This is a genomic window from Rhizobium subbaraonis, from assembly GCF_900220975.1.
Classification (GTDB): domain Bacteria; phylum Pseudomonadota; class Alphaproteobacteria; order Rhizobiales; family Rhizobiaceae; genus Mycoplana; species Mycoplana subbaraonis.
Genome location: NZ_OBQD01000007.1, coordinates 290,531 through 316,097 on the forward strand (window position 1 = coordinate 290,531; position 25,567 = coordinate 316,097).

General features: G+C 64.6%; 24 protein-coding genes. 8 read left to right on the forward strand and 16 right to left on the reverse strand.

The genetic code is table 11. The features are described from left to right. The first annotated feature begins 29 nt into the window (after window positions 1-29). The 3 genes from CRO48_RS13050 to CRO48_RS13060 all read left to right on the forward strand — a co-directional run bounded on the left by CRO48_RS13050 (window position 30) and on the right by CRO48_RS13060 (window position 3,492). The gene (locus CRO48_RS13050; RefSeq protein ID WP_097139900.1) at window positions 30-1,052 is read left to right on the forward strand and encodes an SIS domain-containing protein; all 1,023 of its coding nucleotides are present in this window, start codon (window positions 30-32) and stop codon (window positions 1,050-1,052) included. After that, window positions 1,049-2,209 carry an N-acetylglucosamine-6-phosphate deacetylase gene (nagA, locus tag CRO48_RS13055; protein ID WP_097139903.1) on the forward strand — a complete coding sequence of 387 codons (1,161 nt, stop codon included), beginning with the start codon at window positions 1,049-1,051 and terminating at the stop codon, window positions 2,207-2,209. The genes CRO48_RS13050 and nagA overlap by 4 nt, the downstream gene beginning before the upstream one ends. Window positions 2,210-2,439: 230 nt before the next feature. After that, window positions 2,440-3,492: a dipeptidase gene (locus CRO48_RS13060; protein WP_097139905.1), complete on the forward strand. Its 1,053-nt coding sequence runs from the start codon at window positions 2,440-2,442 to the stop codon at window positions 3,490-3,492. A gap of 56 nt (window positions 3,493-3,548) precedes the next feature. Here the strand turns inward: CRO48_RS13060 and CRO48_RS13065 are convergent, their stop codons facing one another. The 8 genes from CRO48_RS13065 to CRO48_RS13100 form a co-directional block, all read right to left on the reverse strand. Further along, the gene (locus tag CRO48_RS13065) at window positions 3,549-4,049 is read right to left on the reverse strand and encodes a heme-degrading domain-containing protein (protein ID WP_097139907.1); all 501 of its coding nucleotides are present in this window, start codon (window positions 4,047-4,049) and stop codon (window positions 3,549-3,551) included. 101 nt (window positions 4,050-4,150) lie between these two features. After that, on the reverse strand, window positions 4,151-5,140 hold the full coding sequence (locus CRO48_RS13070; RefSeq protein WP_097139909.1) for a formylglycine-generating enzyme family protein: 990 nt from the start codon (window positions 5,138-5,140) through the stop codon (window positions 4,151-4,153). 108 nt (window positions 5,141-5,248) lie between these two features. Continuing rightward, window positions 5,249-6,322 (reverse strand): isopenicillin N synthase family dioxygenase, encoded by a 1,074-nt coding sequence (locus CRO48_RS13075; RefSeq protein ID WP_097139910.1) that lies wholly within the window; start codon window positions 6,320-6,322, stop codon window positions 5,249-5,251. A 58-nt stretch (window positions 6,323-6,380) separates the two neighbouring features. After that, complete coding sequence (locus tag CRO48_RS13080; protein ID WP_097139912.1) at window positions 6,381-7,070, reverse strand: methionine ABC transporter permease; 690 nt, start codon at window positions 7,068-7,070, stop codon at window positions 6,381-6,383. Next, entirely contained in the window at window positions 7,060-8,166 is a 1,107-nt protein-coding gene (locus CRO48_RS13085; RefSeq protein ID WP_097139915.1) for a methionine ABC transporter ATP-binding protein, read from the reverse strand. Before CRO48_RS13085 ends, CRO48_RS13080 begins: the two co-directional genes overlap by 11 nt. A gap of 4 nt (window positions 8,167-8,170) precedes the next feature. Next, a complete protein-coding gene (locus CRO48_RS13090) occupies window positions 8,171-8,965 on the reverse strand; it encodes a MetQ/NlpA family ABC transporter substrate-binding protein (protein WP_097139917.1) in 795 nt (264 codons plus the stop codon). Window positions 8,966-9,035: 70 nt separating this feature from the next. After that, complete coding sequence (locus CRO48_RS13095; protein ID WP_097139919.1) at window positions 9,036-10,211, reverse strand: aminotransferase; 1,176 nt, start codon at window positions 10,209-10,211, stop codon at window positions 9,036-9,038. 187 nt (window positions 10,212-10,398) lie between these two features. Continuing rightward, window positions 10,399-10,950, reverse strand: coding sequence for a LysE family translocator (locus tag CRO48_RS13100; RefSeq protein ID WP_245423510.1), 552 nt, complete (start codon window positions 10,948-10,950; stop codon window positions 10,399-10,401). Between the two features lie 523 nt (window positions 10,951-11,473). Here CRO48_RS13100 and CRO48_RS13105 point away from each other — a divergent pair. Continuing rightward, window positions 11,474-12,115: an alpha/beta hydrolase family protein gene (locus CRO48_RS13105; protein WP_097139922.1), complete on the forward strand. Its 642-nt coding sequence runs from the start codon at window positions 11,474-11,476 to the stop codon at window positions 12,113-12,115. A gap of 9 nt (window positions 12,116-12,124) precedes the next feature. Here CRO48_RS13105 and CRO48_RS13110 read toward each other — a convergent pair whose 3' ends face one another. After that, window positions 12,125-12,751 carry a hypothetical protein gene (locus tag CRO48_RS13110; protein ID WP_097139924.1) on the reverse strand — a complete coding sequence of 209 codons (627 nt, stop codon included), beginning with the start codon at window positions 12,749-12,751 and terminating at the stop codon, window positions 12,125-12,127. Between the two features lie 506 nt (window positions 12,752-13,257). On the opposite strand from CRO48_RS13110, the gene CRO48_RS13115 reads away from it, so the two are divergent. Beyond that, the gene (locus tag CRO48_RS13115; protein ID WP_097139926.1) at window positions 13,258-14,634 is read left to right on the forward strand and encodes a peroxidase family protein; all 1,377 of its coding nucleotides are present in this window, start codon (window positions 13,258-13,260) and stop codon (window positions 14,632-14,634) included. A gap of 27 nt (window positions 14,635-14,661) precedes the next feature. Continuing rightward, window positions 14,662-15,099 (forward strand): hypothetical protein, encoded by a 438-nt coding sequence (locus tag CRO48_RS13120; RefSeq protein ID WP_097139927.1) that lies wholly within the window; start codon window positions 14,662-14,664, stop codon window positions 15,097-15,099. Between the two features lie 128 nt (window positions 15,100-15,227). On the opposite strand, the gene CRO48_RS13125 is transcribed toward CRO48_RS13120, so the two are convergent. The 5 genes from CRO48_RS13125 to CRO48_RS13145 form a co-directional block, all read right to left on the reverse strand. Beyond that, on the reverse strand, window positions 15,228-16,475 hold the full coding sequence (locus tag CRO48_RS13125) for a YcaO-like family protein (RefSeq protein ID WP_097139929.1): 1,248 nt from the start codon (window positions 16,473-16,475) through the stop codon (window positions 15,228-15,230). 25 nt (window positions 16,476-16,500) lie between these two features. Continuing rightward, entirely contained in the window at window positions 16,501-17,280 is a 780-nt protein-coding gene (locus CRO48_RS13130) for a transporter substrate-binding domain-containing protein (protein ID WP_097139931.1), read from the reverse strand. 155 nt (window positions 17,281-17,435) lie between these two features. Next, window positions 17,436-19,937, reverse strand: coding sequence for a BTAD domain-containing putative transcriptional regulator (locus tag CRO48_RS13135; protein ID WP_097139933.1), 2,502 nt, complete (start codon window positions 19,935-19,937; stop codon window positions 17,436-17,438). 264 nt (window positions 19,938-20,201) lie between these two features. After that, window positions 20,202-21,053 carry a 3-deoxy-manno-octulosonate cytidylyltransferase gene (locus CRO48_RS13140; protein ID WP_245423511.1) on the reverse strand — a complete coding sequence of 284 codons (852 nt, stop codon included), beginning with the start codon at window positions 21,051-21,053 and terminating at the stop codon, window positions 20,202-20,204. A 27-nt stretch (window positions 21,054-21,080) separates the two neighbouring features. Continuing rightward, window positions 21,081-21,770 carry a glycosyltransferase family protein gene (locus CRO48_RS13145; RefSeq protein WP_097139995.1) on the reverse strand — a complete coding sequence of 230 codons (690 nt, stop codon included), beginning with the start codon at window positions 21,768-21,770 and terminating at the stop codon, window positions 21,081-21,083. Between the two features lie 265 nt (window positions 21,771-22,035). Between CRO48_RS13145 and CRO48_RS13150 the strand changes: the two genes are divergently transcribed. Next, window positions 22,036-22,989 (forward strand): glycosyltransferase family 92 protein, encoded by a 954-nt coding sequence (locus CRO48_RS13150; RefSeq protein WP_097139935.1) that lies wholly within the window; start codon window positions 22,036-22,038, stop codon window positions 22,987-22,989. A 68-nt stretch (window positions 22,990-23,057) separates the two neighbouring features. Here the strand turns inward: CRO48_RS13150 and CRO48_RS13155 are convergent, their stop codons facing one another. Together CRO48_RS13155 and CRO48_RS13160 are read right to left on the reverse strand one after the other, a co-directional pair. Then, window positions 23,058-23,777 carry a membrane-anchored protein gene (locus CRO48_RS13155; protein ID WP_097139936.1) on the reverse strand — a complete coding sequence of 240 codons (720 nt, stop codon included), beginning with the start codon at window positions 23,775-23,777 and terminating at the stop codon, window positions 23,058-23,060. 60 nt (window positions 23,778-23,837) lie between these two features. Next, window positions 23,838-24,353: an acyltransferase gene (locus CRO48_RS13160; RefSeq protein WP_176526745.1), complete on the reverse strand. Its 516-nt coding sequence runs from the start codon at window positions 24,351-24,353 to the stop codon at window positions 23,838-23,840. Between the two features lie 490 nt (window positions 24,354-24,843). Between CRO48_RS13160 and CRO48_RS13165 the strand changes: the two genes are divergently transcribed. Then, window positions 24,844-25,371 carry a DUF1643 domain-containing protein gene (locus CRO48_RS13165; protein WP_097139940.1) on the forward strand — a complete coding sequence of 176 codons (528 nt, stop codon included), beginning with the start codon at window positions 24,844-24,846 and terminating at the stop codon, window positions 25,369-25,371. The last annotated feature ends 196 nt before the right edge of the window (window positions 25,372-25,567 follow it).

The window sequence follows — 25,567 nt, forward strand, 5'->3', positions numbered from 1 at the left end:
GCCCACCGCTGCAACGGAAAGACCAGACCATGCAGACCAATATGCGCCGTGAAGTGAACGAAATCCCGGAAGCCGCCGCCCGGCTTCTTTCTGAACAGAGAGATGCGATTGCCCGGACGGGCAGCGCGCTAAAGGCCGCCGATCCGCGCTTCCTCGTCACTGTCGCCCGCGGCTCCTCCGACCATGCGGCCCTGTTCCTCAAATATGCGATCGAACTGACCGCCGGCCGCCCTGTCGCCTCGCTCGGCCCCTCGCTCGCCTCGATCTACGGCGCGAAACTGAAGCTGGACGGCGCAGCGGCCATTGCGATCTCGCAGTCGGGCAAGAGCCCTGACATCGTCGCCATGGCAAAAGCTGCGACCGACGCCGGGGCGATCTCGATGGCGCTGACCAACACCATCCCCTCTCCGCTTGCAGAGGCCTGCAGCCACCCGCTCGATATCTGTGCCGGCCCCGAGATCAGCGTGGCCGCCACCAAGTCCTACGTGAACTCGATCGTGGCGGGTCTTGCGATCCTCGCCGAATGGACGGGCGATGCAGCGCTGAAGTCGGCGGTCGCAGCCTTGCCCGACCAGTTCGCAAAGGCGATCGCGCTCGACTGGAGCGATCTGATCGCGGATCTGGCGGAAGCGAAATCGCTCTACGTGCTCGGCCGCGGCCCCGGCCTTGCGATCGCCAGCGAAGCCGCATTGAAGTTCAAGGAAACCTCGGGGCTGCATGCCGAAGCCTATTCGTCCGCTGAGGTGCTGCACGGCCCTGTCGCTCTGGTCGGCCCCTCGTTTCCGGTGATCGCGCTGGCCGCCCGCGACGCCGCCGAGCAGTCGGTGACCGGCATGGCCGATGGACTGGCCGCGAAGGGCACCTATGCCTGCGTTACCTCGGCCGGCGCCGTCGCGGCCAAGAAGCTGCCTTTCGTCGCCACCGGACACCCGATCACGGATGCGCTGGCGCTGATCGTCCCCTTCTACGGCTTCGTGGAAGCCTGGTCGCGCGCCCGCGGCCTCGACCCCGACAAGCCGGTCAACCTGAAGAAAGTCACGGAGACAAGATGAGTGCCCTGACCGCATTCTCCGCCGCCAGCATCTTCGACGGCGACCTCTGGCACGACGACGCGGCGCTGCTGGTCGGGGACGGCAGGGTCGTGGCGATTGTCGCCCGGCATGACATTCCGGGCGGCGTGACGCCGGTATCGCTGGGCAGCGCGCGCATCGTGCCGGGCTTCGTCGACCTGCAGGTCAACGGCGGCGGCGGCGTGCTTCTGAACGAACAGCCGGATGTGGACGGCATCCGCACCATCTGCACGGCACACGCCCGTTTCGGCACGACGGCGCTGCTGCCGACGCTGATCACAGACACGCCGGAAATCACCGCCCGCACCATTGCCGCAGGCGTGGCAGCACGCGCGGCGAAAGTTCCCGGTTTCCTCGGCCTGCATCTGGAGGGTCCTCATCTCGCGATCGCCCGTAAGGGCGCCCACGATCCGAAACTGATCCGCCGCATGGAGGCCAACGATCTCGCCCGCATCGTCGAGGCGCGGGGCCGGCTCGACGCCCTGCTGACGACAGTCGCGCCGGAAAGCGTGAGCGACGAACAGATCGCAGCGCTGGCAGCGGCCGGCGTGACCGTTAGCCTCGGCCACTCGGACTGCGGCTATCGCACCGTCAGTGACGCGGCTGCCGCTGGCGCCAGCATGATGACCCATCTTTTCAATGCGATGAGCCCGCTCGGCCATCGCGAACCCGGCATGGTGGGCGCAGCACTCGACCTCGGTCACCTCAATGCGGGACTGATTGCCGACGGCTTCCATGTCGATCCGGTCTCGATCGGCGTCGCTCTGCGTGCCAAGAAGGGTCCCGGCCGCATTTTCCTCGTCACCGACGCCATGTCGCCGATCGGCACCGACATGACCGGCTTCACCCTCAACGGCCGCGAGATCTTCCGCAAGGACGGCCGCCTGACGCTTGCCGACGGCACGCTTGCCGGCGCCGATATCGACATGGTCTCCTGCGTCCGCTTCATGCACGAGACTGTCGGCCTGGACCTGGAGGAGGCCCTGCGCATGGCCTCGCTTTATCCCGCCGAGGCGATCGGCATGACCGGTCGCAAGGGCCGGCTCACCCATGGGCATGACGCCGATTTCGCAGTGCTCGACGAAACACTCGCCGTGCGTGCGACCCATATCGGCGGCAAAGAGGTGTTCCGCGCCTGAGGCTTGTGCGATGCTGGCGCACGGCAGTCCGGCTGCAGCGGAGCCCCCAAAGTGTCGGGCGATTTCCTGCGGCAAAGGTGCGAAGCGGAACAGCGAAAAACAGAGGAATAGCGCTTTTCCGGTGATCCCGTTTTCACCGGAGATGCGCTAGGGTGCGCCTTGCCTCGTTCCATAAACGCGCCGGATCGATCGTACCCGGCGCCCTCCCCGACATCTTTGACAGGTGAGCCATGCAACTGATTTTCGACGGGCACAACGATGTGCTGCTCCGGCTGTGGACCAACATGCAGGGTGGAACCGATCCGGTCGCCGAATTCCGCGACGGCACAGACCATGGCCACATCGACGCCCCTCGCGCCCGCAGCGGCGGTCTGGCGGGTGGCCTCTGCGCCATCTACATTTCGTCCGGTCACCACGCGCCTCGGAAGCCAGACCTGAACGGGCACTACGCAACCCCGCTCGAGGCGCCGCTGGAACGGCAGCCGTCGCTCGACATCGCGCTTGCCATGGCTTCGATAGCCTTCCGCCTCGACCGCGCCGGCGCCTGGCGGCTATGCCGCTCGACCGCCGATATCCGCAGCGCCTTCGAGGACCGCACCTTCGCAGCTGTCCTGCACATGGAAGGCTGCGAGGCGATCGACCGCGAGCTTCAGGCGCTGGAGACATTCTATTCCGCCGGCCTGCGCTCCCTCGGACCGGTCTGGAGCCGCAACAACATTTTCGGCCACGGCGCGCCGTTCGCCTACCCCGCATCGCCCGATTCCGGCCCCGGCCTCACCGAGGCGGGCTTCGACCTCGTGCGCGCCTGCAACCGGCTCGGCATCCTCCTGGATCTTTCCCACATCACCGAACAGGGCTTCTGGGATGTGGCAAGGACGACCGACCAGCCGCTGATCGCCACGCATTCCAACGCCCACGCGTTGACTCCGGTCGCGCGCAACCTGACCGACCGGCAGATGGATGCGATCAGGGAAAGCCACGGGCTCGTCGGCCTGAACTATGCCACCACCATGCTGCGTTCCGACGGTCAGGAAAACGCCGACACCCCGATGTCGGACATGGTGCGGCATGTGGACCATATGGTGAAACGCATGGGCATCGATTGCGTGGCGCTCGGGTCCGACTTCGACGGAGCGACGATCCCGGCGGGCATCGGCGATGCGGCCGGCAGCCAGCAGATGGTTGCGGCACTTCGCGCCGCCGGCTATGACGCGGATGCGCTTGCAAAAATCTGCCGCGAGAACTGGCTGCGCGTGCTCGGCAAGGCCTGGCACGAAGGCTGACAAAAAGGTGATGGACGCCGCCGCGAGCATGGCGGCGGCGGCCCTCGAGAGGCCGGTTAGTCCGACAGGCGCGCCTCGCCAAGATCGACATCCAGAACGCGCGCCAGCCCATCGGCGACGATCGCATGGTCGATGCGTTGCGGCACGCCGGAAACCGTCACCGCGCCGACGCAGCCGAGCCCATCGATCAGGATCGGAAATCCGCCGCCATGGGTGGCGAAATCGGAGAGCGGCAGGTTGTGTGCTTCCTCCTGGCCGCGATGGGCGAGCGCCAGCCGGCGGCCGACGAGATAGGAAGAGTGCCAGAGCCGCAGAACGGTGTTGCGCTTGCGCCGGATCCATTCGGCGTTGTCGGTCGACGTTCCCTCGATGACGGTGTGGAACAGGATGCGATCGCGCAGCGAAATGTCGATCGCGATCGCCGCGCCGCGCTCCTGCGCGATGTCGCGCAGGATGTTGCCGAGCCTCCAGGCGGTGTCGGTGTCGAAGCGTTGAAACCGCAGCAGTTCTTCCTGCCGCTCGAGCCGCGCGATGTCGCCCTTGAAATCCTCGGTCACGCCTGTCTCCTCCCAGTCCTGTCATGCCTGCGTAGCCTGCGGCCAGCGCGGGCACAAGTACCGATGGCGGAACGGCGGAACCAGCAAGCCATCCGGCGCATCTATCTGCGGGTGATGCAGCGGAAGCCGATATGGGTCGTCGCCGCGTTCTCCTCGTGCGCATGTCGCGCAGCCGGGCGATAACGCCGGCAATAGTTGGGGGCGCACAGGTGAGAGCCGCCCTTGACCACGCGGCGCGCGATCATCACGTCCGGCAGGCGCGGGTCGCGGCTCTCCTCTGCGTCACCGCCGCGCGGATTGACCGGAACGCAGCAACTGCTCCCGGCCGGTTCGGGATGGCGGGACGACCAGAAGTCGCTCGTCCATTCCCAGACGTTGCCGATCATGTCGAGGAGCCCGTAGCCGTTGGGCGGAAAGCTTCCGACCGGCGAGGTGCGCTCGAAACCGTCGGGCTTGAGGTTTTCCGTCGGGAACATGCCGTGCCAGGTGTTGGCCATGAAGCGTCCGTCCGGCACCAGTTCGTCGCCCCAGGCGAACTCCGTGCCCTCCAGCCCGCCCTTGGCGGCGTACTCCCATTCGGCCTCCGTAGGCAGATCCTTGCCCGCCCACTCGGCATAGGCCTTGGCGTCCACATAGGACACCTGAACCACGGGATGGTCATACTTGCCGCGAATATTGCTCTGGCCGCCGAAAGGCCGGCGCCAGTTCGCGCCGAACTTGTAGTGCCACCATTGCGACGGATCCGGCCCGCTTATCCGCCTCGGCGGATCGAAGATCACCGAACCCGCCTTCAGCATGTGCGGCGCGGCGCCTGGATAGTCCGCCGCGCTTGCCCGCTTCTCGGCCACGGTGACATAACCCGTGGCCTCCACGAAGGCCATGAACTGGCGGTTGGTCACCGGAGCGACGTCGATCCAGAACCCGTCGACACGAACAGGATGCGCCGGCGCCTCTTCTGGATAGTGCCGGTCGGATCCCATGACAAAAGTGCCGCCTTCGATCCAGACCTGGCCCGGTTCAGCCGCAGCGCGATCGCCCTGCTCGACCCCCGGGCCTGCCACCTGCCCCGACTGCGAGAAGCGCTCGTTCATTCGCCCGTCCTCCGGCTGGATATCCACCCGCAAGGGTCGTTCAATCTGCAGGCGAGATCAAGGGGCGATGACAGCAATTACCGCGCCTGGTGGCAGAGGAACAGCCGTTCAATAGGCGGAGCCTGCCTCACCCGCCGCAGCCGCCGCCCTCTGCTCCGGCGTCAGCAGGTCCCGGTGGTGCGCCAGCGCTACGTCCGGGTGCGAACGCAACCGGCTCTTCAGGTGGTTCTGGCCGACCTCGCGGAAGATCGGGTTCAGCGGATCGACCGAAATGCCGCGTTCGGCACGCTTCAGGTCTTCGGGCAACTCGATCACCGGAATGGTCGCGTCGTAACGCGAGCCGAGGAAGAAGGCGACCGAGAAGCGCTCGGCACCGGCCGGCGGGGCCACCACGTCATGAACGTCGGCGCGCACATAGCCGTTGGTGGCCAGTTCCAGAAGCTCGCCCGTGTTGATGACGAAGGTACCGGGCACAGGCGGCGCATCGATCCATACCCCCTCCTCCGTGCGCACCCGAAGCCCCGGGATCACATCCTGCAGCAGCACCGTGACAAAGCCGCCATCCTTGTGCGCGCCGACTCCCTGGTCGGTCTCCGCGACGTCGCGGCCCGGATAGCGGATGATCTTCAGGAGCTGCGAAGGCTGCGGCTCGTAGATTTCGGCAAAGGCGTTCTCCGGCTGGCCGAGCGCGACGGCGATCGCCTTCAGCACGTCGATGCCGACGCGGGTGACCTCGGCCTGATATGCCAGCAAAAGCGGCTTGAGCTCCGGCAGGGCGTCCGGCCACTGGTTCGGTCCGAGCAGGCGCTTCCAGGGCTGCGTCTCGGGGCCGATCTCGACGGCTTCGCCCTCGGTGTTGATATCGAGCTGTTCGCGCCAGTCCTGCTCGCCGCGTGTGCGTTCGCGGCCGGCACGGTTGTAGCCGCGAAAGTGCGGCGACTTCACCATCTCGATCTCCAGCTTTTGTTCCAGCGGCAGCGCGAAGAAGCGCTTGGCGGTGGAGACGACGTCCTGGATCAGTTTAGGATCGACGCCGTGGCCCGTCAGGTAGAAGAAGCCGTGGTCGTGAAGGATGGCCCGTAGTTCGGCGACAAACGCCGCGCGCTCGCCATCGGAGCCGTGGAAGCGCGAAAAGTCGACGATAGGCAGCCCGGCTTGGACGGGGTTGGCATGAACGGTCATGGTATTCTCCTCAAGATGAAATCTGGTCGCGGGTAACAGGCGGCTGTTCGACGGGCCTTCATGCGCTACGGCTGCGCGCGACGCGATGGTTGACCCGCCGCGCCGCCCAGTCGCCGGCCACCTGCACGGAGTGGACGATGGCGACGAGGATGATGACGACGGCGATCATCACTTCCGGCATGAAGCGCTGGTAGCCGAAGCGGATGCCGAGGTCGCCAAGCCCGCCGCCGCCGACGGTGCCGGCCATCGCCGAATAGCCGATCAGGCTTACGAGCGTGACGGTCTGGCCGGCGACGATGCCCGGCAACGCCTCCGGCAGAAGGACCTTGAAAATGATCTGCAGCGGCGTCGCCCCCATGCTTTCAGCCGCCTCGATCAGGCTCTGGTCCACCTCGCGCATCGCCGTTTCTGCAAGACGCGCATAGAGCGGCGTGATGGCAACCGTCAGCGGCACGATCGCCGCGATCGTTCCGACCGTGGTGCCGGCCACGAGCCGGGTGAAGGGAATGATCGCCACCATCAGGATGATGAACGGCGTCGAGCGGACAAGGTTGACGATCGTGCCCGCAACCTTGTTGAACAGCGGCCGCTCGAGAAACTGACCCGGCGCCGTGACCACGAGCAGGACGCCGAGCGGAAGACCGATGAAGGTCGAGAGCACAGCAGAGGCCGCGACCATCGTCAGGGTCTGTTTCAGCGATTCGAACATGAGGCCGACAAGCGCCGGCGGCAGAAGATCAAAGAACATGGCCGACGATCTCTCCATGCAGGCCGAGGGAAGAAAGATAGGCCAGAACCCCTGGCAGGGTCGGCGTTCCCCCGGCGGCAACCAGCGTCAGCACGCCGAGCGGCTTGTCGTCGATGTAATCGATGCGACCGTGCAGGATGTTCGGGCGGATGCGAAACTGCTCAACCAGTGCCGCAAGCACCGGCTCGTGCGCCGCCTGGCCCGCAAACACGATGCGCAACACCGGACTTGAACCCGGCGCCGGCGACGGGCGCAATCGCTCGCTGACCTGCCGGGGAAGGTCGTGGGCGACGATGCTCGACAGGAACGAGCGTGCAACTTGCGATTTCGGAAAGGCAAGTACGTCGAAGGTCGGGCCGCTCTCGACCAGCTTGCCGTGCTCCAGCACCGTGACATGACTTGCGATCTGCCGCACCACGTCCATCTCGTGGGTGATCAGCACGATCGTCAGGCCGAGGCGGCGGTTGATGTCCTTCAGGAGCGCCAGGATCTGCTCGGTCGTTTCCGGGTCCAGCGCCGACGTCGCCTCGTCCGACAGCAGGACCTGCGGATTCAGCGCCAGGGCCCTGGCGATACCGATGCGCTGCTTCTGGCCGCCCGAAAGCTCGGACGGATAGGCGTCCACCTTCGCCGAGAGTCCCACGAGTTCGAGCAGTTCGGGAATGCGCCGGCGGATCTCATTCTTCTCAACGCCCGCGACCTCGAGCGGCAGCGCCACATTACCCGCAGCGGTGCGCGACGACAGAAGGCTGAAATGCTGGAAGATCATGGAGATGTCACGCCGTGCGGCGCGCAATGGCGCTCCGGATAGGCTGCTGATCTCGCGGCCGGAGACGAGCACCCTGCCGGACGTCGGTGCGACAAGCCCGTTCAGGCAGCGCACCAGGGTGCTCTTGCCCGCCCCCGATCGGCCGATGATGCCGTGAATGTCCCCTTTGCCGATCGCCAGACTGATCCCGTCGAGGACCGGCCCTTCCTTCGGATCGTAGACCTTCGTCAGATCCTCGATCCGGATCAGGGTCTCGGGTTTCGGCAGGTCCGCCGAGGAAAGCCGGGCTTCAGCAGCCACGGAAAACGGACGGGCAAGAGCATTCATGCGATCACCAGCCCGCAATGACGTTGCCTTCGAACGTCTTCTCGACCACCGCCTTCACCTCCCGCGACTTGTAGGCCTCGATAAGCGTCTGAACCCATGGGGCGTCCTTGTTCTTCTCCGCCACCGCGATCAGGCAGAAGTAGTCCGACAGTTGGTCCTCGACGAGCAGTGCGTCGCGGTTCGGTTTCAGCCCTGCCGAGAGCGCAAAGTGAGAGGTGATGACCGAGAAATCGACGTCCTCCAGCGAGCGCGCCAACTGCGCGGTCTCCATCGGTATGATCTTGATGTTTTTCGGGTTCTCGACAATATCGAGCTCGGTGGCATTGAAGGTCAGGCCCGGTGTGAGCTTGATGACCCCACCCGCCTCGAGCAGTTTCAGTGCACGGCCGAGATTGCTTGGATCGTTGGGAATGGAGATCTGCGCGCCCTCCGGCAGCTCCGCCAGGCTCTTGAACCTTTGCGAATAGCCGGCCATCGGCAGGAGCACAGTCCGGCCTCCGACGGCAACGAGATTGAGGCCCCGGTCCTTGTTTTGCTGGTTCAGGTAGGGGGTGTGCTGAAAGCCGTTGGCGTCGAGATCCCCGTCGTTCGTCGCCGGATCGATCAGCGCGCCGTCGGAGAACTCCACCACCTCGACGTCGAGGCCCTTGGCCTTGGCCACCGGCACCAGCGCCTCGGCGATCTGCGCGTGCGGGCCGGCCGTAACGCCGAAGCGTATCGTCTGGGCGAAAGCGCCGCCTGCGCCCGCGAGCAGGCCGATTGCCGTGAGTGCGGTGATGAATGTCGATGCCTTGCGCATTGGAGGTCCTTTTCGTGAAGTCAGGTTCGCCGGCAGATGGCGCCGGCAGGCAGTTTTGTCGGGCAATGGGTCAGGAGGCCTTTTTCCAGCCATGGGTGTCGCGCCATCGCGCCAGCCTGTGTACGGCCTCGCCGAGCGTCTCGAAGCTCTTGGCAAAGCAGAAGCGGACATGGCTTGTGACGTCGCGTTCGGCGTAGAATGCTGAGACCGGCACGGGCGTCACTTTCGCTTCGACCGTCAGTCGCCGGCAGAAGGAAAGGTCGTCGCCGACCGGATCGAACGCACTGATATCGGCGATCGCGAAGTAGGTGGCAGGCGCGTCCGCGACATCGAAGCCGGCAGACAGAAGCCCGCCGAACAGAGCGTCGCGGCGCGCGGCAAGGCCGCGCCTCAGATCCTCGAAATAGCTATCTGGCAGGTTCAGGCCGGCCGCGACCGCCGCCTGCAATGCCGGCGGCGTGGTGAAGGTGACGTACTGGTGCGCCCGCGAAATCGGCGCCAAAAGCTCCGGCGACGCCGAGACGTAGCCGACCTTCCAGCCGGTGACGGAGAACGTCTTGCCGGCAGAGCCGATGCGCACGACCCGATCGCGCAGTTCGGGAATTGCCAAAAGCGAGACGAATGCGCGGTCGTCGAAAACCAGATGCTCGTAGACTTCGTCGGCGACGATTACCAGGTCGTGCCGCTCGGCCAGTTCGGCCAGAATCGCGCGCTCGGCTTCGTCGAAGACCTTGCCGATCGGGTTCATCGGGTTGTTGACGACGATGAGGCGCGTGCGTGGGGTAATCGCCCTTTCCAGCGCCTCGCGGGGCAAGGCCCAGTCCGGCGGCGACAGCCGTACCGGGACCGGTATGGCCCCGGCGCGGCGGATCAGCGTGGCATAGGCGTCATATGCGGGTTCAAAGAGGATGACTTCGTCGCCATCGTTCAGCAATGCGAGGAAAGTGTCGGCCAGCGCCTCCGTCGCTCCGGACGTGACCAGCACCTCGCGCTCCCAATCGAGTTCGATCCCCTGGAAGCGGCGGCTGTTTTCAGCGACCGCACGGCGCAGTTCGGGCAGGCCGAACATGGGCGGATACTGATGGGGACCGTCGCGCAATGCCTTTACGGCCGCCTCGATCAGTTCCGCTGGTTCCAGCCCTTCCGGAAAGCCCTGCCCCAGATTGAGCGAGCCCGTTTCACGCGCCAGCCGCGACATCGATTCGAAGATCGACGTTCCCTGCGCGCCAAAGATGCGATTTGCCAAAGCTGTCCCCTGCGTCAAATTCAGGGAAAGAATAGTGTCTATAAATTTTATAGACAAAGAGGATTTTTCCCAGTTTGCGCTGAAGCGGGAAACAGCTTTTCGTACGCGCATTCGCCCGCGACATTGTACCACGGAACCGCAAGCATCCGACCCGAGGAAGATCAATCAGGACGGCGGCAATATCGGATCAGGCAAGCGCGCTGGACAGCGCCAGGAAAGAAAAGCCGCCGAGGATGCAGGCGGCTCCCTTGTAGGAATGGCGGCGCAGGCTGCCGGGCAGGGCCGAACCGAGCGCAACCCATCCGAGCCCGGCCATGCTTGACAGCAAGACGAAGGTGGCGACCTTGAGCGCCATCTCGTCGATGCTCGCCTGCGGTATCATCATCGTGCCGACGATCATCGCCTTCGGGTTGACGATGGTGGTGAGGAACACGCGCGTGAACGCCCCCGAGCGCACGGCGCCCTGGAGCTCCGGGGAAGCCGCCCACAATTGCACAGCGGAGACGGCGAGCCATGCGGCCGCCAGTATCTTGAGCGCCGGCAGCGCCCACCACAGATCCTTCACAAGCGCTGCAAACGCCACAAAAGCAGAAATTGCGATCATATAGCCGGCGGCCTCCGCCAGGGGCAGATGGCGCGCCGGACGCAGACCAAAGACAGCACCCGACGCCGCAAGAACCGTATTGGTAGGTCCCGGAGTAAGCAGGATGACGGCGGAGGTCAGAATGAAGGTCAGCAAGGAACTGTGCTCTGAGCCGGATGCGGACGTTTGCAGCGCAATTTCCGTCATGTTCACAATTCACGCAAGACACGGCAGCGCTCCGCGCGCACCGGCCGCACGGTCTGCGGCTTTAGCCGGATGCAACCCGGAAATCCCTGCAAAAAGGGCGCTCGACCCTTGCGGGGAGCGCCCTTATCCTGTCGGAACGTTCACGGCTCGGCAATGCCGATCCCATGACCATCCGTTTTGCAGGCAGGCTGCGGATATGTGAAAGTTCAGCACGTTTTTCAAGGTTTCAAGGCGAAGAATCTCATGGAATGCACGGCGGTCCACACATCAATCCGACGCGTCGTCGCCGATCTGCAGACGTAGCAGGCGCCATACGGTTCAGCGGCACGCAGAACTTCGAATCGCAGTCACCATTGCGGAAAAATGCAGACTTTACGTTTCGGCAGGCTGTGTCCATGGTGATCTCCCGCTTTCGAAACGCCTGCTGCGCGCAGATCTTTCCGCCCCGTCACCGCCCGCAAGGACACCAGTCATGAGCGACAATTTCCTCTTCGACGGCCCTGCCCATGCCGAAACGACGATCCTCCTGGCACATGGCGCCGGCGCTCCGATGGACTCCGCGTCGATGACGGCAACCGCGCAGGCGCTTGCGGCCGCAGGCTTTCGTGTCGCGCGCTTCGAATTCGCCTACATGGCCGCAAGGCGCGTTTCCGGGGAGCGCAAACCGTCGCCGAAGGGCGAGACGCTGAAGCCGGAATATCTGGAGGCTGTCCGCACCCTGCCGGCATCCGGGCGACTGATCATCGGCGGCAAGTCGCTGGGCGGACGCGTGGCGAGCATGATCGCGGACGAACTCTACTCAGCGGGAGCGATCGCCGGCCTTCTCTGCCTCGGTTACCCGTTCCATCCGCCGGCCAAGCCGAAACAGCTGCGCACGGCGCATCTTGTCGACCTGAAGACGCCGACGCTGATCTGCCAGGGCACGCGCGACGAGTTCGGCACCAGAGAGGACGTCGCCCACTATCGTCTCTCGCCCGCGATCCGGATGCTCTGGCTTGAGGACGGCGATCACGACCTCAAGCCGCGCAAGACGATTTCCGACTTTTCCGCCTCCGATCATCTGCAAACGCTGGCGCAGACGGTGAAGGAGTGGTCCGGCAGCCTCGCAGGCTGATGACCTAGCTCAATCCTCCGGGTAGCAGGCGGACGGATGCAGGACCGGAGAATAGCCCGCCGCGAGCGCTGCAAGCGTCGAAGGCGGCGTCAGCACGCCGTCGATCACCGCAGGCAGCGGCGCCGGGCGATAGCCACCCGGTTGCCAGAGGAGGGTTCGGCCGCCCCTGACGAGAAGGGCGGAACCGCCGGCAGCCACCATCGCCCCGTCCGGCAGCATTGTCACCGGATGGCGGAGCGGATGAAGCCGCTTGCGCCCCTTGTCCAGCCGTTCCATGTGCAGCACCGCGTCGATGTCCGCCGCCCCCTGCGCCGTAACCGCGCGCCCCGCGCTCCACGCCTGCCGGAACGCGAGCGCCGCGTCACGCCGACAAAGGAAGCAGGGTCGATGCCCGGCAGCCAGCGCCGTCGCCTCGTCCAGAAAGAACAGCTCCGTCCAGCTGCGGCGCGCCATCACCTCGCGCCGGATACCCTTGTATTCGCAAGCGCAGGTGATCCAGGCCTTCGTGGTCCATCGCCGCCGGGTGAGCGTACGTGTGGCGGGATCGTGAAGAATGCCGCGATTGCCGGTGAAGAGGCCGCGCGCCTCGACGGCGACGATGTCTGCGAAGGGCGTCACCCGGTTTTGCAGGGGCATGGAATGCCTTTCGAATACGAAAAATCCGAGACTTTGCCGTGGAGCCAAGTAAAGCCAGAAGCTGCACGCAGGTTCAACCGTACCGCCGGCAGCAGAGCGAACGATGGGCGGCGCCGCTTTCCCTGCAATGCAAGCGCCGTACTGCTTTCGGCTTGATCGACAGCGATTCCGGCAAGTGTTACCATTTTGGCACGTCCAGCAGCATTACGTTCTCGAATGCCGTGCAGGCATGAGAGTAACCGAGGCAGAGATCGTTCTTGATGATTGTTTTGTCATTCAGCTGATGCATGCGCCCGGGGGACCTGGATCACGCATGTGCTCCGGGATCAGGGAGGCTGTTCGGCATGGCGGACCGTCACCATGTGCAATCGCCCGCAACGGCGCCCGCAGCCGCCCTTGCCCCCTCATCGGGGCATTCGCGCGCCGCCGATCGCGTCAAAGGCTGCCCATTCTCACCGGAAAATCGAAGCCCGCAGACACACCATCCTTACCGCCGGTGCTTCGGCATGCTGCCGCACCACCTCCACCCCTCCGTTGAACATCTTGTCGCGCTGGGCGCAGCCTTCCGTTTCAACGATACCGACAGGGAAGCCGAAACCGACATCCCGGTCGGCTACACCTATTTGTGCCAGCTCGTCTTCCACGACCTGACCTTGATGGTCGTGCCAGCCGCCGGTGCGTCGCCCTTCAACCGCCATTCCGGCCGCCTCCAACTCGACAGCATCTTCGGTGAACGGCCGGCGCGCGACGGGCGCGCCGCACCGTTGCCGATCGGCAGGACCATGCCGGGCGGGCGACCGTGCGACCTGCCGCGCGACAGGATCGGGCGTGCGGCCATCTGCGATAGCCGCAACGACGACAACCTGCCGCTGGCGCAGACGCATCTCGCCGTCCTCCGCTTCCACAATGCCATCCTGTCCGCCTGCCCCGGCCAGTCGCGGAACGAAGTGCGCGCGCTTGCCGTCGCCCATTTCCAGTCCGTCGTCCTGCACGACCTGCTGCCGCGCCTGATCGATCCGGCGGTCTACGAGGACGTCATGGCCAACGGCCGCTGCATCCTGCACCCCACCCCGGAAATCGGCGACGACTTCGCAATACCGCTGGAGTTTGCCGCCGCCTGCGCCCGCTTCGGCCATGCGATGATCCGCAATCTCTACCGCTGCTGGAATTCCGAGAACCCCGGAGCCCGGCTCTACGCATTCTGGCGAAACACGTTCAACAGCAGCGACCGGCCACTGGACGGCACCGGGGATCTCGCCCGCACCCGCCTGTTCGACGATTGGATCGCCGACTGGGGCCGACTTCTTGGCGACCCGCCGGGGCGCTTCGGCCTGCCTCCGTTACTCGCGTCGCGCATCGACACTGTCTTCGCCCATCCCCTGTCACAAGTGCCGCAACAGGCACTGCCGCGGCTCGCGGCCAGCAGCCTCCAGCCTTCCACCAACATCGCCACGCTTTCCCTGCTGCGCGGCCTTTCGCTTCGTCTGAACAGCGGGCCGGCGGTGGCAGCGAAGATACTGGCGCTGTTGCGGGCACAAGGCCGGGCCGGTTTTCGGCTGCTCACCCCGCAGGACATGCTGCGCGACGAGCCCGATGAGGCCCGACGACTTCTGCTGCTGCCGGCAGGTGGTGGCGGCACGCTCGCCGCGCATCCGCCGCTTTGGCTCTACGTCCTCAAGGAAGCCGCCATCCTGCAAGGAGGCATGCGGCTCGGGCCGGTCGGAAGCCGCATCGTGATGGAAACGCTGCATGCGGCAATCGAAGCGGCCCATCCCTCCATTCTCGACAGCGGCTGGCACCCCGATCCGCGCCTCCGCCCGTCTCACCCGGAGAGATACAGCTTCCCCGACCTGATCGCATTCGCAGGCCTGTCCACCCCATGACCAACCGAAAGAGGAAAGGATGACGACATGTCGACGTTCAAGGTGCGCCTAAACGGCAGCGAGTTCGAAGGCGGCAAGCTTGCCGCCAAGGAATACAACCGCCTCTACCCGGATTTCTCCACTGGCGCCCTGTCGCCGAGCGAGCTCTTCGAGAAATGGATCAAAACCCTCGTCAAGACGGCCAATGTGGTCGTCACCTACGGCATCAACGACTGGCCGGTCTCGCTTGACGGCCAGGACCGGCTGATCGCAACACCGACCACCGGACGGACATTCCGCCTCAAGCTGAGATCGGACGACGACAATTTCGGCCTCCGCAAGGTGGTGATGATCACGCCGTCGCAGAAGCCGGAGCTGAACGAGCAATACCTCTCCGACATCGTGACGCGCATCAAGAATGCCGCCCAAGAAACGGATGCCATGGCCTATCTGCTCGGGACCATCCTGCTGCGACGCTGCAGGTGAGGAACTCGCATCTGCAACGGTGCCCGACGAAAAGGCCTGTCGGGCACAGGTGCGCAGCGTTTTGCGACCACGGCATGAGCAAAAAAAGACATGAAGCGCGTCGCGCGGACCTCCTGAACGCGATACGCTTAAATGAAGGGCACGTCGTTCAATTCGGCGATCCTCCGGGGACGGCTGCACCATCCCAATTGCATCGGCACGTCGAACAGGCGGCCGGCAGCAAACCGGGCCGAAAGCGGCCGAAGCCCCGGCACGATCACGCGGGCGGCAGGAACGCCGAGGCGGGCGCGCGTCATGTCGATGACGAGAAGGCGCAGGCCACGATCCCGGCAGAGGCGGGCGCATTGATCCAGAGTCGCCGGCATCGGCGCATTGCCATCGGCCCCGGAAGCCATCGATCCGGCCGGCACGAGATGCGGCATCGCCGCGCAGCTGACCGTATCGAGCCAGAACTGGAAGGGGTCCCCCGGCTCCGCCGGCATCGCGCGGCGCAGATCGAGCGAGTAGAGCGTCTGCATCATTTCCGTCATCGCCGCCGTTCCGGCCCGATGTGGATCGAAATGCGCGGCCACGCCGATCGCGACCGTCCCGCCGCGCGCGTCGGCGGAAACCGCCGCCCGAGCGGCGATGCCGAAATCGGTGGTGATGTCCAGGAGATGGCAGGTTCGCCCCCGATCGCCCAGCCAGGCGACGATCGCCGGCGCCCCTGGCACCCCGTCAAGGGGCACGGCCGGCCGCCTGTGCCGGCCATACCACCACAGCGCTGTCGCGTCGCGCTCGACCAGTTCGAGGAAGGCGGATACGGCGGCGTCCTCGCGCGTCCGGCCGGCCGCGCAACCATTGCTGTCGGCGACGGCAAAAGTGCCCGCCGCGTCGCGATCGCCGTAGCCGATCAAGCACTGCGCCGCTGTGACGTAGGCCCGGCCGGATCCATCGGGCGAAAAGGCTTCGACCCATTCCACCTCCACATGCTCGTCGAAGCGCTCCGGCAGCCAGTCATAGCCGCCATGCCGGAGGTTCCAGCCCGCCCGGCGCTCGTACTGTTCGTCGCTTGCCAGCAGCAGGGATGCCGGATGGATCGCAGCCTTGCCGAGGCTTGCAAAGGAGGCGCGAACAAGGGGCTCGTCGCCCCAGCAGGCGCAGGAGACGAGTTCCGCCGCCTCCCCGGCACAGCTCATGCGCGCCTGGTCCGCCGTGAGCCCGCGCCCCGCAACCAGCCGCCCGCTTCCGGGACGCGCGGCGTCCGGAAGCCACGGGCCAGTGACCTCACCCGGCACACGAGGCATCGCGATGGTCAAATGCACCGGAAACGCCGGCGGATTGATCGGAACGATTTCGAAGAGCGACTGGAGAGGGGTTTCGACGCCTGCGTCCATAGCCTGCCCTCTCCGATTGTTCCGCCTATTGCCCGTAGATATCGAAGGAGAAGTATTTGTCCGTGATTTCCTTGTACTTTCCGTTGGCGCGGATCGCCTTGATCGCCGCGTTCAGCTTCTCCCGCAGGGCGTCGTCGCCCTTGCGCAGCCCCAGGCCCGCACCCTGTCCCAAAAGTTCCGGATCGTCGGGCACGTCGCCCTTGAACTCGCAGCAGCTTCCGGGTTCCGATTCGAGGAATGCATCGAGGCCGATCGCCTCTGCCTGCAGGGCGTCGATGCGACCGGAAACGAGATCCTGCTGCGCCTCGTCCTGCGTCTGGTAGATCTTGATCTCGGCGACGCTGCCGGCGAAGTGCTTGTGCACGTAGTCCTCATGCGTGGTTGCAGCCTGCACGCCGAGCACGAGGCCCTTGAGACCCGCGGCGTTCGCCTCCATCTGCCGGTTCTTGGGGCCGACGATGCGGACGGGAGAGCGATAGTAGGGGTCGGAGAAATCGATCAGCTTCTTGCGGTCCTCGGTGATGGACATGGAGGCGGCGATGATATCGATCTTGCCCGTCGTCAACGCGGGAATGATGCCGTCCCAGGCGACAGGCGTCACGGCGCAATCGAGCTTCGCCTCGGCGCAAAGCGCTTCCATGAATTCGATTTCCCACCCGCCCCATTTGCCGCTGGCATCCGACGCGGCAAATGGCGGATAGGGCTCGGCGGCAACTCCGACCTTGACCGTTTCCGCCAGTGCGGCGGCCGTGCCCAGCAGCCAAAGCGACATCATGAAGGCGATCGTCTTGCTGAACGCTCTCATCACACCCTCCAAACGGCAGGTACTGTTCTCTGAAGGTCGATCGACTGTGCGTGGCGGCAAAGCGCGAAACGCAGCAGACTGATGTCGATGTTTCCTAGACGCGCCATCGCCCCATAAAATTCTAGGGAACCATTTCCTCCGCTTTTGCAGCCCCATCACTCAACGGCAAGGCCGGCGAGATGAAGGCCACGCACGAGCCGCTGCCGCGCCTTCTCCTCCTTGAAAGGCAGGCCATGCAGCACCCAGGAGACGATGCCGCTGTCGTCGGGCGCCGTCTCTCCCCATTGCCGGCGCACGGATGCAAGCAGTTCGCTCCCGGCCACGCGGGCCTCGTCGGATCGGCCGAGATGGGCGAGTGCTGCCGCACGCCAGGCATGCAGGTCGAGCATGCTGCCCGTTCCCTTTTCCGCCGCCGAGACGCTTCCGGCATAGTCGCCCGCGATGAAATGGATACCGGCGATATACCCCCACTGATAGGACGCGACCACCGGCGAAAGCTCCAGCGCCAGCCGCTCCATCAGTTCCGCCCGGGCAGCATCGCCCAGGAAGGCGAGCCCGTGCGCGCAGGAAAGCAGCGTGCGTGGATTGTTCGGATTGAGCTCGAAAGCGAGATCGTAGTGGATGGCCGCCTGCTCGAACCGACCCGCCATGATGCAGGACCAGGCGAGCGTCAGGTGGGCGCGCGTTTCGAGCGGATCGAGCTGGACCGCCGTCTGCGCCAGCCGAAGCGCCTCGGACGCCAGCGCGGGATCCCGGCGGTAGCCCGGCACGATCAGGTGGCGCACGTTGAAGATGCTGGCCAGGCTGGAATAGGCGGGCGCGAACTGCGGCATCGCCTGGATGACTTCGCGAAACAGTCCCTCCGCCTCGGTCTCCGCTTCCGGCGCCCAGCGCAGAAGCAGGTTTTCACCCCGCAGCCAGGCATCGTAGGCGGAAAGCGAAACGTCGCGCCGCCCGCCGCCGCCGGCCACGCGCTCGACGGAAAGATAGATATCGAGCGTGGCTGCGACCCGGCGCGCAATGCCGGCCGATGCCGCAATCCAGTTGTCGAGCACCAGCGGAAAGCGCTCGCTCCACAGCACATGATTGCTCCTCACATCCGTCAGCGTGATGACGATCACCCCCTCGCCGGCCGGCGCACGCGCATCCAGCCGGTAGTCGATCGTGGACCCGCCCGCCTCTGCCAGCCCCTCGCCGCGATCCTCGATGATGACCCATTCCCGGAACTTGGTCAGGCATCCGACGATATCGGCGCGGAAACCGCTCAACAGGTGCGCCGCACCGGCGGCCTCCTCCGTACCGTCGAAAGGCCGCACCTCGATCACCGGCAGCCGCCCGCTCTGGATTCGCGCTGCGACGGCGTGAGGGCCGCTGCCATTCGCATCGGATCGGCCCGATCGGATCAGCGCCACGATCTCCTGTGCCTCGCCTGATGGCCCGATTCCGAATTCGGAAGCGAGCACGTCGTTCAGGTTGCGATAAACCCGAAGGGCTGCAGCCGCCTGCCCCTCGGCCACGAAGGCGCGCATCAGGATGCAGGCGGCACGCTCATGGGTCGGATCGATGGCAAGCAGTGCAGTGGCGGCCGGCTTCATCGCCGTGAGATCACCGGAAAAACGCTCCACGCACTGCTCCAGTTGCTCCACCAGCCGCTCGCGCCAGCGGTGACGCGCCACCCGCAACCATGCGGCAAACACCTCGTCCACGTGATCGAGCCCGGCCAGGATCTCGTCCGGCGAGGCGCGGCCGTCGAGCAATTCCCGCGCGATCGCGCCCTGCGCCAGCCCCTCGCTGATGACGTGCAGATCGACCTCGATGCTGCCGGGCGCCACGCTGACCTTTCCGAGATCGGTGGTCGGCGCCTCACATTGTCCTCGCCTGAACACCTCGCCGATCTGCTTCAACGCCGCGCTCAGCGCGTGACGCGCCGCCGCATGACCACGATCGCTCCACAAAAGCCCCGCCAGCCGCTCCCGCATCTCGTGCGAGCGATGGCTAAGCGCGAGATAGCCGAGAAGCGCGCGCACCTTGGGCGAGTTCGGCGTCAGTTCCTCGCCCGCCTCGCTGAAGGCGGCCATGCGGGAAAGCACGGAAACCGACAGCTTGCGCCACAGGCGGCGTTCGCGCTCCCCACGCCTGTCTTCACCACCGACGACCTGGTAGGCGACGACCGGCCGCGGAATGTTCTTCAGCGCCTGCGGGCCGAGATTGCGGAAGGTGGCGACGACGTGCCGGTCGACCTGATCCAGCACTGCCTGCGAAACGCAGATGCCGCCCGGCTCCGCAAGCGATTGCAGGCGCGCGGCCACATTGACGATGTGGCCGAAGAGTTCGCCGTCGCGGAACTGCACCTCGCCGAGATCGATCCCCATGCGAAAGCTGATGCGGCGTTCTTCCGGAAGGTAGGCGCCGATCTGGCGGAACCGCTTCTGCACCTCCAGCGCGAACCGTAGCGCCTCGACCGCGGACTCGAAATCGGCCAGTGCCCCGTCCCCCATCGTCTTGAGGATTTCGCCGCGATACTGCGGGGCCAGCTCGCGGAAAACGTCGAAGCAGCGCTGGATGAATTCGACGGTGGATGGCTCGTCGTGCGCCATGTGCTGGCTGTATTGCACAGCGTCTGCAAACAGGATCGCCTTGAGCAAGCTTTGCTGCATCGTTACCTGCCGCGATCTTGGCTGCAACCATAACCGACGTCGAAAGCTCCGCCGTGAACTTGGCCGGCTTCCGGATGGAACTGCATCAAAACAAAGAGATAGCGCGGGGTACGGATGTCGGGCCGACGACACGCGCCTCTCTTTCGTCACAGGCTACTGTGCGGCCCGGTAGAAAGACACCGCTTAATGGTTGCGGACCTCCGAGACATCACCACCTTGCGCACTGTCCGACCAGCATCTGCCTGGCGCAAGAGGTTGCACCGGTCAGGACCGCTTTCGCTTCCGCAAGAGCGAGGGTTTCAGCCCGCGCAGAAAATTGTCGGCGGCACGAATGATGTTCGTCAGCGAAATCAGCTTGTCCACCTCCGCGTCGGTATTGGACAGCCGCTCGGACAGGACCTCGGACGCGGCGAGCGCGATCTCGGCCGGTGGAATTTCGGGGAAACGTTCAGCGAGCTTCTGGTAGGGGTTCGATCCGGCACCGCCATGGATCGCTATCTTGCCGAGACGGGAAAACAGCCGCAGAAAGACCTGCTCGAAACTCCAGTCGTGAACCGAGACCACGCGCCACTTCTCACTGCGGCGGGCGGAAAAACCGGCAAGAATGATCCGCCCCGGCAACCGCAGTTCGCTCAGCCAGATCGCCATGGCAAAGCCGCTCGTCGGCACTTTGCCTTCGGTGTAGAGCGGATCGAAATGCCCGCGCAGATCCAGATGCCCGGTCGGCGCGTCGTGGAAATCGGCGGCCGTATTCGGCTTTTCATCTTCCGCAAGGCGGATGTTCATGATGCCGAGGAAATGTGCCTTGTCGAAGAACGACAGAACCTCGTCGACCTCGCCGCGATAGACGATCCCCGCTCCGCGCGGCTGCCCGCGCGTGACCAGCAGCGCATGCCCTTCGAACGGTTGGTCAAGAACCTTGAAGACCTTGTTGAAGAACACGAACAGCGTGCCCGCCGGATACTGGGCCTGCAACTCGCGAACGTTCGACGCCGTGCTGTTGGCGACGAGCACGATGTCCGAATAGGAGGAGAAGAGCTGACGCCATGCATCCGGCTGCGTCTGCCCCGAAGTTGCCCCCCGCGGCGGCAGGGGGCCGTTCGCGGGATCGGCCATGGGAATATCGGGCGATTGCGCCAAGAACTATGCCTTCTGCTGTACCGAGAGCACGCGGTCGCGCATCGCGAACCACTCCTCGGCATAGTCATCGTCCTTGTATTCGTCGAAATACGGACCGCCGTCGGTGAAGTGGACGATCTTCGCGTCGTCGCGATAGTCGTACTCGTTGACGAGATAGTTCCATTCGACCGGCACGGAGCCAATCTGCTCGTCGCTTTCCAGCCACTTGAACTGGTGAAGCTGCAGGCCCGTCGCCGTATTGACGAATTCCTTGCTCAACGCTGTGCACTTGGCATTGTTGAACAGGATCATGCTTGACCAGTTCTTCTTCTCGTACTTGGTCTGCGTCTGGCCGAGGAACTTCGTCTCGATCTTCGGAACGTAGTCGTGCTTGACGCACATCGCGGCATACTTTTCGTCGCGCAGCGCCCACAGCTCGGCAATGTCCGCGCGCGCCAGCATGTCGCAATCCATGAACATGCTCCAGCCTTCGAAACCGCTGAGATAAGGCACGAGAAAGCGCGAGAAGGAAAACTCGGTCGACTGCAACGCGTTGCGTTCGCGGTAGAACATCGGGCCGAGATTGTTCAGGACGATCGGTGAAAACACGACCGGAATGCTGGAACGTTCAATAATGCTCTGGCAAAGAACGTGATAGGCGACAACTTCCTTCGAATCAAAACCGACAAAAATACGTGCGACGTCATCTCTCATGTCGAAGCCTTCCGCTTTTCTACCCATCCATGGGGCATTTCAGCTTGTCTGTTGGCAAATCTCAATTTGCCACCGCGCCGCGCGTCGCGAACCGGCAGCGGGGTATCGTGTGCATGAGGAAAGAAGCGATGTCAATGCGACAGAAGGCCGGAACGGCGGGCACAAACGCCTATCTTCGACCGGCCACTGGCCTGCAATGACAATGCGCAATATATAGTGCGCGGGTCATGCGACCGGGCATGAAAACGGGACTTCTGGAGGCGGAATGCGCTGGTTCGGAAAAAGCAAGAGCGGCATAAAGGCCCTGACCATCACGCCGCCGCAGCCCGCCCCGGAACGGCACGGCATTGCCATTGCGTTGTGCGTCAAGAACGAGGCGAGCTACATCGAGGAATGGCTGCGGTTTCACCGGGCCGTCGGCGTTCGCCACTTCGTCGTCTACGACAACGGCTCGACCGACGAGACCTGCGCGATCCTGCGCGACGTGCTTTCGCCGGGTGAACTGACGCTGATGCCGTGGGCTGGCCGCGTCGTCGCCACCAAGGCCGATCAGTTGATCGATGGCCAGGTGCTGGCGCACGCCCATGCAATCCTGAATTTCGGTGGCAACTTCAAGCGAATGGCCTTCGTCGATGCCGACGAATTCCTCCTGCCGCGCAAGGGCGCGACGATCGAGGAGGCCCTGGCCGCGACCGGCGGCTTTCCCAACGTCTCGCTGCCCTGGCACATGTTCGGGACCAGCGGCCACAAGAGACGGCCGGACGGCCCGGTCACGCTGAACTACACTTGGCGCGGCGCCGAACCGATCAGCAACCAGGAGCACTCGACGAACTTCAAGTGCATCGTCGACCCCTGCGAGGTCGTGGAGGTGACGATCCACCAGTTCAAGACGCGACAATTCGGCGATGCGACGGTCAACGATGCCGGCTTCCGCACCAGCCGCGACGGCCGCAAGGACCGGAAATTCTATTCGAACGCCTTCCTGCAACTGAACCACTACTACAGCAAATCCGAAGAGGAGATGATGGCGAAGATGGCGCGCGGCTCCAACTACGCCGTCTCTGCCGAACGGCTCGAGGAAAAGATGCGGACCACGCTGGGCAACATCCAGCAGGCGGAAACAGAAGATCGAAGCATGCTCGACTTCATTGCCGCCCACGGCATCCGGCTTTCGTCCGCGCGACAGCCCTGCCCCTCCGCAGGCGCTGCGACGTCCTGAGGGCGCCGACCGGCAGCGCCTGGCTGAGGCCCTGCCGCGTCAGATCCGTTCTGTAAGGCCCGTCTATATCAGGCACGCCCCTGCCAGAGCGGCAGGCCCGACGTTTCGGCCACTTCGGGATCGGCGGTGAACACGGGATAGCCCTTTTCCCGCAGCCGCTGCAGCACCTTCTGGTCCATGTCGCGATGAAACCGCGCAAGGTTTTCCTGATTGTAGACGTGTCCGGTGGACTGTGGATTGATGCCGGTCAGGATGACCGCCGGCGCGCCGTGATAGAGGGCGAAGAGGGCCGCGTTGATGCCGTTCGAGCATTTGCTTTCGGCATCCAGCTCGTCGCTCTTGAATCCGCAGATGCGGTCTAGCAGCGCCATGCGCTGATAGCGATCGACGATCGTTAGGCTGTGATAGCCATAGTCGAACGCCTTCAGCCCCTCCTCCAGCGAGGGCCTGCCGTCGCGCCACAGCAGGACGTACAGCGCTCCGGTCCTCTGTCCCGACAGAACGCGGCGCACCTCCACCGCATTGGTGTTCGTGCCGCGCACCTGGTTGAACATCATGAAGGTGATGTCGGGCGCCTTCAAACCCCAGCGCTGCGTGACGGTCTGCGCACCGTTGATGGTGACGACGCGGAAACCTTCGTCGAAGCCTGCGGGCTTGTGGGAAACCGGCGCGGAGCCGACGACGACGACCGGACCGTCAAGTGGCACGACGGTGGCCGGAGGAGCTGGACGCAGGAGATTGTACTTGATCCGCCGGTAAATCCGGGTCTTTGCGTCTGAAAATGCCACTCTAGCCGTCCATCGAAGATCTGTTTCTTCTCCGATAAGATGCAGCCGCTAGCGCGGCTGTCAATGCGCGCCGCTGCTTAGATCGCGCTCGGCGCGAACGGTTGCGAGCGCGATCGGCGGTGATTTGGGTCGTGCGCCCCGCATCTTCAGAAGCCGCGCAGGCGCGCCGCCGTAGACGCCAAAGGGCACCGTCTCTCCCTTGACCACACTGTTTGCGCCGATGACGCAGCCTCTTGCGATGTGGCTGCCGCCAAGGATCTTCGCGCCGGCGCCGATCCATACGTCATCCTCGATCACGATCGGCTTCCTGACGATGGGCTGGCGGCGGATGGGCAGATCCACATCGTCATATCCATGTTCGAAGGATGCAATGACGACGTGCGCGGCGATGCGGACGTCGTCGCCGATCCGAATGCCGCCGTGGCCAAGCAAAACCGAATGATCGTTGATGGATACGTTGCGGCCGATTTCGATGTCGCCGCTTTGCGCGTCGATCACCACACCCGATCGCGTCGAGATGCGATCGCCGATCCGGATCGTGCCCTGGCGCCAGCGAAAACGCGGCAGGTACGGCATCTTCGGCCGCCTGCCGATCTTCAGCGAGCCTCGCGAAAAGAAAGCCCGAAGTTTCACCAGAGGCCCGAAATTCAACATTCTCTGCCGTCCCATATATTGCAGCTTGGCGCTGGCGCCGCCGCCCCGCATCGCTTGGCGCCCGCCCGGGCGGCAATTGAGGGAGCTATCCTTAGTCCTTAATTAAAGACCGCCACACCATGCGCAGGGCTGACATCCAATTCTATCCGGCATCAGCGCGGCGGAATTTCGTCCTTGCAGACACGTTCGCGTGATTGGCCGGATTCGCGTACACTCGTCGACGGCACGGCGGAGGGCAAGCGATGGCGATCAAGCACATGCTTCTCGGACTGGCGCTGACGGCACTGACTGCCTGCACTTCGGCAGGGCCCCTGGCCGAGCCTCCGGCCGAAAAGCGCCCGCATGACATGACCAGCTGGCAGATTCTAAATTGCCCGGATTGTATCGATGGCGGGCCGCGCCCGCCTGTCCGATGACCGGCCTGCAGCCGGAGGCCTGCGCGAGCAATGCTGTCGTCTCGCCGTGCGGCCGGTATCGCTATGCTCTGGGGCGCCGATGGTCGGAGACCGGCGGCATCGTGGTCTGGATCATGCTGAACCCGTCGCAGGCCGACGCCAGCAGCAACGATCCGACGGTCCGGCGCTGCATATCCTTCTCCCGGCAATGGGGCTACGGCGCGATGATTGCCGTGAACCTCTACGGGCTTCGCGCGACGAACCCGGACGAGCTCTACTGCGAAGTGCATCCGATCGGCCCCGAAAACGACACCTACCTCGCCATGGCATGCCGAGAAGCCGGCAGCGATGCAGGCGGCAGAGGCGCCGTGGTCGCAGCCTGGGGTGCGCATCCCCTGGCCCGCGCCCGCGCAGGCGAAGCCCTGCGCCTCACGGGGAGCCACATGCATTGCCTCGGCACCACGGCGAACGGTTGCCCACGGCATCCGCTCTACGTTCCCTCCGCGCAACCGCTCGTTTCCTATCGGCAGGCAGCAGACGCATAAAGTGCCGCAGTCGCACCGAAAAAAGCCGCCCATCCTGCAATGAGCGGCTTCGAGATGTTTGCGGCCGCACGGCCGGTTCGCCCGACCGTGGGCTAGTTGCCTACAGCAGGAAGTCCCCTTCCTTGAGGTTCACGAGGCTGTCGATGTGGATGACGAAGTCGGCCTTGCCGTCGCCGTTGACGTCGCCATAGACGTA

Bases quoted from the DNA above. Each gene is read 5' to 3' on its own strand.
- CRO48_RS13060 (WP_097139905.1), top strand. From the start codon at position 2,440: ATGCAACTGATTTTCGACGGGCACAACGATGTGCTGCTCCGGCTGTGG.
- CRO48_RS13140 (WP_245423511.1), bottom strand. From the start codon at position 21,053: ATGGCCGATCCCGCGAACGGCCCCCTGCCGCCGCGGGGGGCAACTTCG.
- CRO48_RS13090 (WP_097139917.1), bottom strand. From the start codon at position 8,965: ATGCGCAAGGCATCGACATTCATCACCGCACTCACGGCAATCGGCCTG.
- CRO48_RS13160 (WP_176526745.1), bottom strand. From the start codon at position 24,353: ATGCCGTACCTGCCGCGTTTTCGCTGGCGCCAGGGCACGATCCGGATC.
- nagA (WP_097139903.1), top strand. From the start codon at position 1,049: ATGAGTGCCCTGACCGCATTCTCCGCCGCCAGCATCTTCGACGGCGAC.
- CRO48_RS13115 (WP_097139926.1), top strand. From the start codon at position 13,258: ATGCTGCCGCACCACCTCCACCCCTCCGTTGAACATCTTGTCGCGCTG.
- CRO48_RS13150 (WP_097139935.1), top strand. From the start codon at position 22,036: ATGCGCTGGTTCGGAAAAAGCAAGAGCGGCATAAAGGCCCTGACCATC.
- CRO48_RS13135 (WP_097139933.1), bottom strand. From the start codon at position 19,937: ATGCAGCAAAGCTTGCTCAAGGCGATCCTGTTTGCAGACGCTGTGCAA.
- CRO48_RS13105 (WP_097139922.1), top strand. From the start codon at position 11,474: ATGAGCGACAATTTCCTCTTCGACGGCCCTGCCCATGCCGAAACGACG.
- CRO48_RS13165 (WP_097139940.1), top strand. From the start codon at position 24,844: ATGACCGGCCTGCAGCCGGAGGCCTGCGCGAGCAATGCTGTCGTCTCG.
- CRO48_RS13075 (WP_097139910.1), bottom strand. From the start codon at position 6,322: ATGACCGTTCATGCCAACCCCGTCCAAGCCGGGCTGCCTATCGTCGAC.
- CRO48_RS13120 (WP_097139927.1), top strand. From the start codon at position 14,662: ATGTCGACGTTCAAGGTGCGCCTAAACGGCAGCGAGTTCGAAGGCGGC.
- CRO48_RS13130 (WP_097139931.1), bottom strand. From the start codon at position 17,280: ATGAGAGCGTTCAGCAAGACGATCGCCTTCATGATGTCGCTTTGGCTG.
- CRO48_RS13110 (WP_097139924.1), bottom strand. From the start codon at position 12,751: ATGCCCCTGCAAAACCGGGTGACGCCCTTCGCAGACATCGTCGCCGTC.
- CRO48_RS13070 (WP_097139909.1), bottom strand. From the start codon at position 5,140: ATGAACGAGCGCTTCTCGCAGTCGGGGCAGGTGGCAGGCCCGGGGGTC.
- CRO48_RS13125 (WP_097139929.1), bottom strand. From the start codon at position 16,475: ATGGACGCAGGCGTCGAAACCCCTCTCCAGTCGCTCTTCGAAATCGTT.
- CRO48_RS13085 (WP_097139915.1), bottom strand. From the start codon at position 8,166: ATGAATGCTCTTGCCCGTCCGTTTTCCGTGGCTGCTGAAGCCCGGCTT.
- CRO48_RS13050 (WP_097139900.1), top strand. From the start codon at position 30: ATGCAGACCAATATGCGCCGTGAAGTGAACGAAATCCCGGAAGCCGCC.
- CRO48_RS13080 (WP_097139912.1), bottom strand. From the start codon at position 7,070: ATGTTCTTTGATCTTCTGCCGCCGGCGCTTGTCGGCCTCATGTTCGAA.
- CRO48_RS13145 (WP_097139995.1), bottom strand. From the start codon at position 21,770: ATGAGAGATGACGTCGCACGTATTTTTGTCGGTTTTGATTCGAAGGAA.